The following is a 12,817-nucleotide window of genomic DNA, read 5'->3' on the forward strand; positions in this document are numbered from 1 at the left end:
GCTGTTCGAATGCCGCCGTCCGCGCGGAACGTTACCGTATCGCGATCAGATGACCACTTCGACGCCCTCGCCGGGGGCCGTGCCTGACACCCGTTCGGATTCCAGGGCCTGCTGGAGGATGATCACAGCGGCGGCCTGGTCGATGACCGAGCGGCCCTTCTTGGCCTTCACGCCCGAGGCGCGCAGCCCCTGGCCCGCCGTGACCGTGGTCATCCGCTCGTCGACCAGCCGGACCGGCACCGGGGCGATGCCCCGGGCCAGTTCCTGGGCGAAGCCGCGGACCTTGACCGCGGCCGGACCCTCGCCGCCCTTCAGGGAGCGCGGGAGTCCGACCACCACCTCGATCGGCTCGTACTCCTCGACCAGCTGCCTCAGCCTGCGGTGCGCCGCCGGGACGTCCCGGCCGGGCACGGTCTCGACCGGTGTGGCGAGAATCCCGTCGGGATCGCACGAGGCGACCCCGATCCGGGCGTCCCCCACGTCCACGGCGAGGCGGCGTCCGCGGCGCATTACTTCGCGGTCTCCGCGACGAGCCGCTCCACGGCGTCGGCGGCCTCTCCGATGGCGGCCGGGTTCTGGCCACCGCCCTGGGCCACGTCCGGCTTGCCGCCGCCACCGCCGCCCAGCGTCTTGGCGGCCGTACGGACCAGGTCACCGGCCTTGAGACCGCGCTCACGGGCGGCCTCGTTGGTGGCGATCACGGTGAGGGGCTTGCCGTTCGCCGTGGTGAACAGGGCGACCACGGCGGCCCGGCCGCCCTGGATACGGCCCCGCACGTCGAGGACCAGCTTGCGCAGATCGTCGGCGCCGGTGCCGTCCGGGACCTGGCCGGTGACCACGGCCACGCCGTGCACGTCCCGGGCGGAGTCGGCGAGTCCGGCGGCGGCCTGGAGCACCTTCTCGGCGCGGAACTTCTCGATCTCCTTCTCGGCGTCCTTGAGCCGGCCGAGCATCCCGGACACCTTCTCGGGCAGGTCCTCGGGACGGCCCTTGAGCAGTTCGGTGAGCTGGTTGACCACGGTGTGCTCACGGGCCAGGAAGTTGTAGGCGTCCACGCCGACCAGCGCTTCGATCCGGCGCACGCCCGAGCCGATGGACGACTCGCCGAGCAGCTTGACCAGGCCGAGCTGGGCGGTGTTGTGGACGTGCGTGCCGCCGCACAGCTCCTTGGAGAAGTCGCCGATGGTGACGACCCGCACCCGCTCGCCGTACTTCTCGCCGAACTCGGCGATGGCGCCCTGCTTCCTGGCGTCGTCGATGCCCATGACCTCGGCGGTGACATCGAGGTCGCGGGAGAGCACCTCGTTGATCCGCTGCTCCACATCGGTCATCACGGCCGTGGGGACGGCGGAGGGCGAGCCGAAGTCGAAGCGGAAGCGGCCGGGCTGGTTCTCGGAACCGGCCTGGGCGGCGGTCGGGCCCAGGGCGTCGCGCAGCGCCTGGTGGGTGAGGTGGGTGGCGGAGTGGGCGCGGGCGATGGCGGTCCGGCGGCGGACGTCGATCACGGCCTCGGCCTTGGCCCCGACGGTGACCTCGCCCACCTGGACGACGCCCTTGTGGACGTACACCCCGGGGACCGGCTTCTGGCAGTCGCGGATCTCGACCACGGCACCGGTGTCGACCTTGATCCGGCCGGTGTCGCCGATCTGCCCGCCGCCCTCGGCGTAGAACGGGGTGCGGTCGAGGACGATCTCGACCTCGTCGCCCTCGGTGGCGGCGGGCGAGGAGACCCCGTCGACCAGGATGCCGACGACCGTGGACTCGCCGTGGGTGTCGGTGTAGCCGATGAACTCGGTGGCCCCGGCGCTGTCGGCGATCTCGCGGTAGGCGCCCAGGTTGGCGTGGCCGGTCTTCTTGGCCTGGGCGTCGGCCTTGGCCCGCTCGCGCTGTTCCTTCATCAGCCGGCGGAAGCCGTCCTCGTCCACGGACAGGCCCTGTTCGGCGGCCATCTCCAGGGTGAGGTCGATGGGGAAGCCCCAGGTGTCGTGGAGCAGGAACGCCTTGTCACCGGCGAGGACCGTGCCCCCGGCGGACTTGGTCTCGGTGACGGCGGTGTCCAGGATGTTGGTGCCGGCCTTGAGCGTCTTGAGGAAGGCGTTCTCCTCGGCGACGGCGACCTTCTCGATCCGCTCGCGGTCGGTGATCAGCTCGGGGTACTGCTGGCCCATCATGGCGATGACCGTGTCGACCAGGTCCTTGACGACCGGGCCGGTGGCGCCGAGCAGACGCATGTTGCGGATGGCGCGGCGCATGATGCGGCGCAGCACATAGCCGCGGCCCTCGTTGCCCGGGGTCACGCCGTCGCCGATGAGCATCACCGAGGTGCGCATATGGTCGGTGACCACACGCAGCGAGACGTCGGAGGCGTGGGCGTCGCCGTAGCGGACACCGGTGAGTCCGGTGGCCTTGTCGATCACGGCCATGGACGTGTCGATCTCGTACATGTTCTGCACGCCCTGGAGGATCATGGCGAGCCGTTCGAGACCGAGTCCGGTGTCGATGTTCTTGCTGGGCAGCTCGCCGAGGATCTCGAAGTCCTCCTTGGAGGTGCCCTCGCCGCGCTCGTACTGCATGAAGACCAGGTTCCAGATCTCCACGTACCGCTCGTCGTTGACGGCGGGGCCGCCCTCGGCGCCGAACTCGGGGCCGCGGTCGTAGTTGATCTCGGAACAGGGGCCGCAGGGTCCGGGGACGCCCATGGACCAGTAGTTGTCCTTCTTGCCCAGGCGCTGGATGCGCTCGGCGGGCACCCCGACGACATCCCGCCAGATCCGCTCGGCTTCGTCGTCGTCCTGGTAGACGGTGATCCAGAGCTTCTCCGGCTCCAGGCCGTAACCGCCCTTGTCCTGGGGGCTGGTGAGCAGCTCCCAGGCGTAGGTGATGGCGCCTTCCTTGAAGTAGTCGCCGAACGAGAAGTTGCCGCACATCTGGAAGAACGTGCCGTGCCGGGTGGTCTTGCCGACCTCTTCGATGTCCGGGGTGCGCACGCACTTCTGGACGCTGGTGGCGCGGGCGTAGGGCGGCTTGACCTCGCCCAGGAAGTAGGGCTTGAAGGGCACCATGCCGGCCGGGACGAGGAGCAGAGTCGGGTCGTCCGCGATGAGCGACGCCGAAGGGACGACGGTGTGCCCGCGCTCCTCGAAGAAGCTCAGCCAGCGACGGCGGATCTCAGCCGACTCCATCAGTGGTCCTCATTCCGGTTGTACGAGTGCATCGGGGCTTCGATGTACTTCGGGGTGGTTCCGTGGTTCTGGGTGCTGTGGGTGTTCTCGATGGCGGGGCTGGTCCGGGGCGCGGGGAGCGCGGGGTCCGCGTCGATGCCGAGCGCGTCGGTCAGCTCCGCCTCGCGCTGGGCCATGTTGTCGCGGACGTCCAGCGCGAAGCCGACGGCCCGGTCCCGCATCCGCTGGCCGGTCTCCAGCGCCTTGTGCGCCGCGCCGGCGGCGAGGCTCTCCGGAGTCAGCTGCTTCAGCTTGCGGTTGACCTTGGTGGTGGCCCACACTCCGGCGGCGACACCGGTGGTGAACCAGAACGTACGGCGGAACATCGCTCGGTCTCGTCCTTACTTCCGCTTGCGTCGGGCACCGGGGAGGGTGCGGCCCACGATCACGGACCGCCGGGCGGGCGCCGCGGGCGCCTCCTCCTTGCGACCGCCGAGGGCGCGACGCACTCCGTACCCGAACGCGGCCACCTTCACCAGGGGGCCGCCGAAGGTGGAGGCGACGGTGGAGGAGAGCGCCGACGCGTTCGACGTGACCTCCTGGACGTCCGAGGCGATCGCGTCGACCCGCTGGATCTGGGTCTGTGCCGAACGCACCGCCGCCGAGGCGTCCGCCAGCAGCGGGACGGCCTGGTCGGTCACGTCCGCGACGAGTTTGGTGGTCGCCTTGAGCGTCTGGGCCAGCCTCGCCAGTGCCACCGCGAGGAAGGAGACCAGGATCGCCCAGAAGACGGCCACCAGGATTCCGGCCACCTCTCCACCGGACACTGCGCACCCGCTCCCTGAAACGTTCCTGAACATCGAGAAAGTTGTGCACCGAGCCTATCGCGCCGGGGCTGCGGCTCCGTACCCGATTACCGCCCGGCGCGCAGCGGAACGCGCGCGATCAGCGGAACCGATTGTACGCAGTGATTACGTTTCAGTACCCTCCGTGTCTTATGCGATCAGATCAGGCCACCGGTGACCGAGTGGACGGCGGAGACGACGGAGACAGGGGAGACAGCGGGCACGGCACAGGCGGTGTGCCCGGCAATCTTCCCCTGGAACTCGACGCGTTCGTGGGCCGCTCGGCCGAACTCGCCGGGCTGGCACGGGCGCTCGGGGAAGCGCGGCTGGTCACGGTGACCGGTCCCGGCGGTATCGGCAAGTCCCGGCTCGCGGCCCGAGCGGCGACCCGCGCGGTGCCCCGGGACGGGGTGTGGCGGGTCGATCTGGCGGCCGTGCGCGACCCGGAGTTCGTGGAGTACGCGGTGGTGGAGGCGCTCGGGCTGACCGACCACACCACGCGGCTGCCGCGCGAGACCCTGCTCGCCCAACTCGCGGACCGCCGCCTGCTGCTGGCGCTGGACGGGTTCGAGCATCTGGTGGACGCCTGTGCCGAGCTGACCGGCGAACTGCTGCGGCGGCTGCCGGGGCTGCGGGTGCTGGCGGTGGGCCGCCGGGCGCTGGGGGTCGCGGGCGAGCGGCGGTTCCCGGTGGCGCCGCTGACCGAGGACGAGGCGCTGGAGCTGCTGCGGGCGCGGGCCGCGCAGTCGGGGGCGGTGGCGGACGACGAGCAGGCGCTGCGGGAGCTGTGCCGACGGCTGGAGGGGATTCCGCTCGCGATCGAGCTGGCGGCGGGCCGGCTGGGGGTGCTGGCGCCGCACCGGCTGCTGGAGCGGCTGGACGACCGGTTCCGGCTGCTGACCGGGGGCGGGCGGGACACTCCGCCCCGGCACCGGACGCTGCGCACGGCGATCGGCTGGAGCCATGAGCTGTGCGCGCCCGGCGAGCGGCTGCTGTGGTCACGGCTGTCGGTGTTCGCGGGCCCCTTCGACCTGGAAGCGGTCGAATACGTGTGCAGCGGCGACGGCCTGCACGCCGACGACGTCCTCGACGTGCTGACCCAGTTGCTCGCGCAGTCCGTGGTGAGCCGGGAGGAGACCCCGGCGGGAACCCGCTACCGGATGCTCGACACGATCCGTGCGTACGGCGCCCAGTGGCTGGCGGCGGCGGGCGACGCGCCCAGGATGCGGCGCCGCCACCGCGACTGGTACCTGGGTCTGGCCACCTGGTGCGAGCTGGACTGGTTCTCCGCGCGGCAGAGCGAGGTGGCGGCCCGGGTGGACGCGGACCTGCCGAATCTGCGCCGGGCGCTGGAGCACTGTCTGACCGAGCCGGAGGACGCGCATCTGGCGCTGTATCTGTCCGGCGCGCTCTGGTTCTACTGGGTCGGCTGCGGACGGCTGGCGGAGGGGCGGCGCTGGCTGGAGCGGAGCGTGGAGCTGCCGGTGGAGGAGCCGGGGCACGAGCAGTCCCGGCTGAAGGCGCTGTGGGTGCTCGGCTATGTGGCGGTCCTCCAGGGCGACCGGGTGCCCGCGCTGGCCGCGCTGGCGGAGTGCCGGGAGGACGCCGAGCGGCTGGGCAGCGCCACGGCGGTGGCGTACGCCGAGCACCGCACCGGCTGTCTGGCGCTGGTCTGCGACGACATGCCCCGCGCAGAAACGCTGCTGCGCTCGGCGCTGGAGCGCTACCAGGAGATCGGCGAGCTGAACAGCAATGTGCTGATGGGCCAGGTCGAGCTGGCGATGACCCGGGCCTTCCAGGGCGACCCGGCCGAGGCGGTCCGGCTGTGCGAGGACGTCCGCCGGGTCTGCGAGGACCACGGGGAGCGCTGGACCCGGGCGTACGCGCTGTACGTCCTCGGGTACGCGGCCTGGGCCGACGGCGATCTCGCCGAGGCGCGGACCCTGCTGGCGGACGCGCTCACCGCCGCGTACGCCTTCCATGATCTGCTCGGCTCGGTGCTGGCGGTGGAGCTGCTGGCGCTGGTCACGGCCGCCGAGGGGGACGCGGCGGAGGCGGCGGTGCTCCAGGGGGCGGCGGCCCGGATGTGGCCGTCGGTGGGGCTGCCGCTGTTCGGCTCGGCGCACTACGGCCGCGCGCACGAGCGGTGCGAGGCGATGGCGCGGGCCCGGCTGGGCGACGAGCGCTACGAGGAGTGTGTGCGCGCCGGGGAGCGGCTGGACCGGGAGACGGCGGTGTCCCGGGCGCTGGAGCGCTGCCCGGCCCGCTCACCGGAGCTGCCGGGACCGCCGCGCGGCACGGTCCGGCACACGGGGCGCACGGAGCCGGGTACGCACAAGCCCGCCGCCTCGCCCACCCGGAAGGGCGGGGAGACGGCGGGCTGACGCGCGGGGTGGTGCTACGTCCGGATCAGCGGGCGTAGTACTCGACGACGAGCTGCTCGTCGCAGATCACCGGGATCTCCTTGCGGTTCGGGTCGCGGTCCAGGCGGAACGCCAGGGCCTTGAGGTTCACCTGGAGGTAGCGCGGGGTCTCGCCGTCGGGGGCGAAGCCGCCTTCGCGGGAGATCTGGAACAGCGTCTTGTCCTTGCTGCGGTCGCGGACCTGCACGACGTCGTCCGGGCGCACGACGAAGGACGGCTTGTCGACCTTCTTGCCGTTGACCTGGATGTGGCCGTGGACGACCATCTGGCGGGCCTGGTAGATCGTGCGGGCGATGCCCGAGCGCAGGACCAGCGCGTCGAGGCGCTTCTCCAGCTCCACGATCAGGGCCTCACCGGTCTTGCCCTGGACCTTGGACGCGCGGTCGTAGGCGCGGACCAGCTGACGCTCGGAGATGTCGTACTGCGCGCGCAGCCGCTGCTTCTCCAGCAGACGGACCTTGTAGTCCGAGTTCTGCTTGCGGCCACGGCCGTGCTCGCCCGGCGGGTAGGGGCGGGCCTCGAAGTACTTGACGGCCTTGGGGGTCAGCGCGATGCCGAGGGCACGCGACTTCTTGACCTTGGGGCGGGACTGGTTCGCCACTGTCTCTCATTTCCTTGGTTCGGCTTGTCAGGAGGGGCGGGAGGTCGCATCCGCAGCCGGGGAAACCCGCCTGGTCCGTTGCCGGGCCGGGTGGGCAGCCGCTCCCCTGGTCTGGGCACATACGTGCAGCACGCGAGTGGCCCACCGGCCGTGTCCTGCCGTACACATCGGTACGACGGGGGGGGTGGTGGGCTGCCCGCGACACCGTTCGACGGTGCGCGACGCTCCTGGAACCCGCTGGGGGTTCCGGCTGGATGTCCCGCTCTGACAGCGCGGGACGCAGCACTCGGGCGAGTCTACAGGCTGCTCAGGAGGGCTTGCGACCGAGGTGCTTCCGGGTCCATTCGACGGCGTCGGCGTACCGCGCCTCCGCTCCGTGCCGGGTCGGGGTGTAGTACGCGCGGTCCTTGAGGGCGTCCGGGGCGTACTGCTGCTCGGCGATGCCCTGGGGCAGGTCGTGCGGGTACACGTAACCCTGGGCGTGGCCGAGCTTTTCGGCGCCCTTGTAATGCCCGTCCCGCAGATGCGGCGGCACGGGGCCCGCCAGTCCCTTGCGGACGTCCTCCAGGGCGGCGCCGATGGCGGTGGTCGCGGCGTTGGACTTGGGGGCCAGGGCGAGGGCGATGGTGGTGTGGCTGAGGGTGAGGGCGGCCTCCGGGAAGCCGATCATGGCGACGGCCTGGGCGGCGGCCACGGCGAGGGGCAGCGCGGTGGGGTCGGCGAGGCCGATGTCCTCGCTCGCCGAGATCATCAGTCGGCGGGCGATGAACCGGGGGTCCTCGCCCGCCTCGATCATCCGGGCCAGGTAGTGCAGCGCCGCGTCGACGTCGGAGCCGCGGATGGACTTGATCAGGGCGCTCGCCACGTCGTAGTGCTGGTCGCCGTCGCGGTCGTATTTGACGGCCGCCCGGTCGACGGTCTCCTCCAGGGTGGTGAGGCCGATCTCCGTCTCGCCCTTGTCGAGGGCGGCGCCCGCGGCGGCCTCCAGCGCGGTCAGCGCCCGGCGGGCGTCACCGCCCGCGATCCGCAGCAGATGACCCTCGGTGTCCTCGGGGAGCGTGACGGACGCCTTCAGTCCGCGCTCGGCGGTGAGCGCCCGGCGCAGCAGTGCGCGCAGGTCGTCGTCCGTGAGGGGTTCCAGGGTGAGCAGCAGGGAGCGGGAGAGCAGCGGGGAGATCACCGAGAAGTAGGGGTTCTCGGTGGTGGCGGCGATCAGGGTGATCCAGCGGTTCTCCACGGCGGGCAGCAGGGAGTCCTGCTGGGCCTTGCTGAAGCGGTGGATCTCGTCGAGGAAGAGGACGGTCTCCTTGCCGAAGCCGCCGGTGGCCCGCCGCGCCCCGTCGATGACCGCGCGGACCTCCTTGACCCCGGCGGTGATCGCGGACAGCTCCACGAACCGCTTGTTGGTGGCCTTGGAGACCACATACGCGAGGGTCGTCTTACCGGTGCCGGGCGGGCCCCAGAGGATCACCGAGGACGGTCCCGCGGGACCTCCGGCGCCCTCCCCCACCAGCCGCCGCAGCGGAGATCCGGGCTTGAGGAGATGCTGCTGCCCGACGACCTCGTCGAGCGTGCGCGGACGCATCCGCACCGCCAGCGGACTCGCGGACGGGTCCTTCTCCTGGCGTTCTTCGGCGGCGGCGGTGAACAGATCGGGCTCCACGCTGAAACCCTAAATCACGGCACTGACAACGGCGGGGGCGTCCCCCAGGACCGGGCTCAGGCCCAGAGGTCCGCGCCCCAGCGGGTCAGGATCAGCATGGCGATCACACCGACATGGGTGACCGGCAGGACCCAGGTGAACTCGGCCAGGAAGCGCTTGACCGGGCCCGGGGCCGGCAGGAAGCCGTTGCGGACGTTGAAGGAGGTGACATACCAGAACATGACGATCGTGGCGACCCAGGCCAGCGAGCACCACAGGCACAGCGCGTTGATCCGGTACAGGGACTGGAACTGGAGCCAGGTGCAGAAGCCGACGCCGAACAGCGTGCCCGCGTTGAAGGTGAGCCAGTACCAGCGCGGGAAACTGACCCGGGTCAGCAGCGTGACGCCGACACAGATGACGACGGCGTACGCGGCGAGTCCGAGCATCGGGTTGGGGAAGCCGAACGCGGACGCCTGGTCGCTCTCCATGATGGAGCCGCAGGAGACGACGGGGTTGACGCTGCACCCCGGGACATAGGTCTCGCCCGCGACCTTCGCTTCGAGGATCTTGAACTTGTCGAGCGTGATCACCCAGGCGGCCAGCAGCCCGGCGGCGCCCGTGATCACCAGCATGAGCGCGAAGGCCCGGCCGGCGCCGACCGCGCCGGTCCCGGCCGGTGCGGAGGCCGTCGGTCCGGGCTCGGTGGAGACGTCGTTGAGTGTCGTCTTGCTCATCACGCCGATTCCGTCACTGGTGGGGGGTGGGGAGTGCTTCGGGCATCGCCATTGTGCCGCACCGGCGTGTACGGGCAGGGTCGTGACGAGGTGAGAAAGGCCCATGGTCCCTCGTGAGCGGTGCCTTCCGGACAGGTATTCGGGCCGGACGGCCCTGGCGGCACGGCTGACGGACGTCCCTGGGGGGCGGTGCGGGCAGGGGCACGCGGGGGGCGCCCCTGCCCGGTCGTCGGTGGCGGCTCAGCCGAGCCGGGACTCCAGTTCCGCTCAGCCGAGCCGGGACTCCAGCTCCGCGACGATCTCGCCCACCCCGATCGCCGTCTGTTCGCCGGACTCCATGTCCTTGAGCTGGACGACGCCCTCGGCGAGGTCCCGCTCACCGGCCACGACGGCATAGCGGGCGCCGCTGCGGTTGGCGTTCTTCATGGCGCCCTTCAGACCCCGGCCGCCGAACGCGAAGTCGGCCGCGACGCCCGCCTTGCGCAACTCGGTGACCTTGGCGAACAGCACCCGCCGGGCCTCCTCGCCGAGCGGTACGGCGTAGACGCTGGTCGGCGCCGGGAGGTCGAGGGCGACGCCCTCCGCCTCCAGGGCGAGGACCGTGCGGTCGACGCCGAGGGCCCAGCCGACGGACGGCAGCGCGGGGCCGCCGATCATCTCCGAGAGGCCGTCGTAGCGTCCGCCGCCGCCGACCGCGGACTGGGCGCCGAGTCCGTCGTGGACGAACTCGAAGGTGGTGCGGGTGTAGTAGTCCAGGCCGCGCACCAGCCGCGGGTCGTCCTCGAAGGCGACGCCCGCCGCGGTGATCAGCTCACGGACCTCCTCGTGATACGCCTTGCAGGCGTCGCAGAGGTAGTCGCGCAGCAGCGGGGCGCCGGTGAGCTGCTTCTGCACCTCGGCGCGCTTGTCGTCGAGGACCCGCAGCGGGTTGATCTCCGCCCGGCGCAGGGTGTCCTCGTCCAGGTCGAGACCGCGCAGGAAGTCCTGGAGGGCGGCCCGGTAGACGGGGCGGCACTCCTGGTCGCCGAGGCTGTTGAGCAGGATGCGGAAGGTCCTCAGGCCCAGCGAGCGGTACGCCTGGTCGGCCAGGATGATCAGCTCGGCGTCGAGCGCCGGGTCCTCCGCGCCGATCGCCTCGGCGCCGACCTGCGAGAAGTGCCGGTAGCGGCCCGCCTGGGGCTGCTCGTAGCGGTAGTAGGAGCCCGAGTACCAGAGCTTGACGGGGAGGTTGCCCGCGCGGTGCAGATTGGCCTCCAGCGCGGCGCGCAGTACGGAGGCGGTGCCTTCGGGGCGCAGGGCGAGGCGGTCGCCGCCCTTGGTCTCGAAGGCGTACATCTCCTTGGTGACGATGTCGGTGGACTCGCCCACCCCGCGCGCGAACAGTTCGACGCTCTCGAAGCCGGGCGTCTCGATATAGCCGTAGCCCGCGTCGCGCAGCGGGGCCGCGATCGCCTCGCGGACCGCGAGGAAGACCGCCGAGCGCGGCGGGATCAGGTCGTAGGTGCCCTTGGGGGCCTGGAAGGTACTCACGGAAGGTCTCTCGTCACATTCCTCGTCGGGGAGCGTCGGCGCTCCCGAGGCCGGCGGCCACCTGCCGCAGATACGGGTTGGTGGCGCGCTCCTGGCCGATGGTCGTCTGGGCGCCGTGTCCGGACAGCACCACGGTCGAGTCGTCGAGCGGCAGGCACACACGGGCCAGCGAGTCGAGCATCTCGGCCATGTCACCGCCGGGCAGGTCGGTGCGTCCGATGGAGCCGGCGAACAGCAGATCCCCGGCGAAGAACACCGACGGGACGTCGGCGGTCTCGGGCATCCGGAAGGTCACCGACCCCTTGGTATGGCCCGGCGCGTGCGCGACGGAGAACTCCAGTCCCGCGAGGTCCAGCGCGGCGCCGTCGGACAGCTCCCGCACGTCGTCCGGCTCGCCGACGGTCAGCTCACCCATCAGCGGCATACCGATGGAGCGGCCGAGCGCCTTCTCGGGGTCGCTCATCATGTACCGGTCGGCGGGGTGGATCCAGGCGGGCACGTCATGCGCGCCGCACACCGGGACGACCGACGCCACATGGTCGATGTGGCCATGGGTGAGGACGACCGCGACGGGCTTGAGCCGGTGCTTGCGCAGGGCCTCCTCGACCCCGGGGGCGGCCTGGTGGCCCGGATCGATGATCACGCACTCCTCTCCGGCGGCGGGGGCGACGAGATAACAGTTCGTCCCCCAGGCCCCGGCGGGGAACCCGGCAATGAGCACGATCGTCCTTCGTTGTGTCGGTTCGGGCAGCGGTTTCGCGTCTCCGCGGGCGGCCGGACACCGGCTGCGCCCGCCGTCAGAGCCTACCGGCGCTGCCAGATCCTCAGGTAACCCATATACGGTACGGGGCACACGCAGGCGGTCGGCTCACCCGACGCGTCCGCCCCGCGGCCGACGTACGAGACGCATGAGGAGTAAACCCGGTGGTCAGCCAGGAGCAGCGGCGGCGTCAGCTCGCCCGGGAGAAGTTCTTGCGGCAGCAGCAGCGGCGTACCGACGCCCGCCGCAAGTCGCGCACCCGCAACGCGGTGATCGCGTCGGCGGTCGGTGTCGTTCTGATCGGCGGCCTCGTGCTGTGGACGACGGACGCCTTCAAGGGCGACGACAGCGCGAGCGCGGCGACGGACTCGACGCCGAGCGCGTCGCCGAGCAGCCCGGCGCCCGACCCGTGCGAGAAGCCGGCGGCGGGCGAGGTGGCGACCAAGACGTGGGACAAGGAGCCCGCGGTGTCCATCGACAAGTCGGCGAAGTACACCATGACGCTGGCGACGACCTGCGGGGACATCGACATCGCGCTGAAGGCGTCGGCGGCGCCGCGCACGGTGAACTCGTTCTCGTTCCTGGCCGGTGAGGGCTACTTCGACCACACCACCTGCCACCGCCTGACCAGCAGCGGGATCTACGTCCTCCAGTGCGGCGACCCCAAGGGCGACGGCACCGGCGGGCCGGGCTACACCATCCCGGACGAGAACCTCAAGGACAAGGTGCTGGAGGGCCAGGTGTACCCGGCGGGCACGGTCGCGATGGCCAACCAGTACAACGCGCAGACGAACGAGGGCCGGGACAGCGGCGGCAGCCAGTTCTTCCTGGTCTACCAGGACAGTCCGCTGCCGCCGGACTACACGCCCTTCGGTACGGTCTCCGAGGCCGGGATGGCCGTGCTGAAGAAGATCGCCGACGCCGGGGAGAACACCGGCATGGGTGACGGGGCGCCCAACGCGACCGTCGTGATCGACAAGGCGACGGTCGAGAAGTCCTGACCCGCAGGGCGGCGAACTGCGGAATTTCGCTCGCGCTGGATGCGGACAGGCAACCCGCCGGTCGCCTATGTTGGCGGTGACGAAACTGTGGACGATGCCCGGGGGCGCCGAAGCCCC

At 71.3% G+C, this 12,817-nt stretch carries 11 protein-coding genes; 2 read left to right on the forward strand and 9 right to left on the reverse strand.

From position 1 onward, the window contains the following. Positions 1-45 precede the first annotated feature (45 nt). Genes ruvX through AB0D49_RS09840 form a run of 4 tightly spaced genes read right to left on the reverse strand, consistent with a single transcriptional unit; the run spans position 46 to position 3,988 of the window. Positions 46-510 carry a Holliday junction resolvase RuvX gene (gene ruvX, locus AB0D49_RS09825; protein ID WP_362753659.1) on the reverse strand — a complete coding sequence of 155 codons (465 nt, stop codon included), beginning with the start codon at positions 508-510 and terminating at the stop codon, positions 46-48. After that, on the reverse strand, positions 510-3,182 hold the full coding sequence (gene alaS / locus AB0D49_RS09830) for an alanine--tRNA ligase (RefSeq protein ID WP_362753662.1): 2,673 nt from the start codon (positions 3,180-3,182) through the stop codon (positions 510-512). Before alaS ends, ruvX begins: the two co-directional genes overlap by 1 nt. After that, positions 3,182-3,547: a hypothetical protein gene (locus tag AB0D49_RS09835; RefSeq protein WP_362753665.1), complete on the reverse strand. Its 366-nt coding sequence runs from the start codon at positions 3,545-3,547 to the stop codon at positions 3,182-3,184. The genes alaS and AB0D49_RS09835 overlap by 1 nt, the downstream gene beginning before the upstream one ends. Before the next feature lie 15 nt (positions 3,548-3,562). Continuing rightward, entirely contained in the window at positions 3,563-3,988 is a 426-nt protein-coding gene (locus AB0D49_RS09840; RefSeq protein ID WP_362753668.1) for a DUF948 domain-containing protein, read from the reverse strand. A 254-nt stretch (positions 3,989-4,242) separates the two neighbouring features. On the opposite strand from AB0D49_RS09840, the gene AB0D49_RS09845 reads away from it, so the two are divergent. Continuing rightward, a complete protein-coding gene (locus AB0D49_RS09845) occupies positions 4,243-6,390 on the forward strand; it encodes a tetratricopeptide repeat protein (protein ID WP_362753671.1) in 2,148 nt (715 codons plus the stop codon). 25 nt (positions 6,391-6,415) lie between these two features. Here the strand turns inward: AB0D49_RS09845 and rpsD are convergent, their stop codons facing one another. The 5 genes from rpsD to AB0D49_RS09870 all read right to left on the reverse strand — a co-directional run bounded on the left by rpsD (position 6,416) and on the right by AB0D49_RS09870 (position 11,660). Continuing rightward, positions 6,416-7,030, reverse strand: a complete 615-nt coding sequence (gene rpsD / locus AB0D49_RS09850) for a 30S ribosomal protein S4 (RefSeq protein ID WP_355733093.1) — start codon at positions 7,028-7,030, stop codon at positions 6,416-6,418. A gap of 307 nt (positions 7,031-7,337) precedes the next feature. Continuing rightward, positions 7,338-8,693, reverse strand: coding sequence for a replication-associated recombination protein A (locus AB0D49_RS09855; RefSeq protein ID WP_362753674.1), 1,356 nt, complete (start codon positions 8,691-8,693; stop codon positions 7,338-7,340). A gap of 56 nt (positions 8,694-8,749) precedes the next feature. Then, the gene (locus tag AB0D49_RS09860; RefSeq protein ID WP_362753677.1) at positions 8,750-9,409 is read right to left on the reverse strand and encodes a vitamin K epoxide reductase family protein; all 660 of its coding nucleotides are present in this window, start codon (positions 9,407-9,409) and stop codon (positions 8,750-8,752) included. Between the two features lie 267 nt (positions 9,410-9,676). Then, entirely contained in the window at positions 9,677-10,939 is a 1,263-nt protein-coding gene (gene hisS / locus AB0D49_RS09865; RefSeq protein ID WP_362753680.1) for a histidine--tRNA ligase, read from the reverse strand. A 13-nt stretch (positions 10,940-10,952) separates the two neighbouring features. Then, positions 10,953-11,660: an MBL fold metallo-hydrolase gene (locus AB0D49_RS09870; protein ID WP_362753683.1), complete on the reverse strand. Its 708-nt coding sequence runs from the start codon at positions 11,658-11,660 to the stop codon at positions 10,953-10,955. Positions 11,661-11,863: 203 nt separating this feature from the next. On the opposite strand from AB0D49_RS09870, the gene AB0D49_RS09875 reads away from it, so the two are divergent. Further along, positions 11,864-12,700, forward strand: coding sequence for a peptidylprolyl isomerase (locus tag AB0D49_RS09875; RefSeq protein ID WP_362753686.1), 837 nt, complete (start codon positions 11,864-11,866; stop codon positions 12,698-12,700). The last annotated feature ends 117 nt before the right edge of the window (positions 12,701-12,817 follow it).

It is taken from the genome of Streptomyces sp. NPDC048290, assembly GCF_040652095.1.
In the GTDB taxonomy this organism is placed as follows: domain Bacteria; phylum Actinomycetota; class Actinomycetes; order Streptomycetales; family Streptomycetaceae; genus Streptomyces.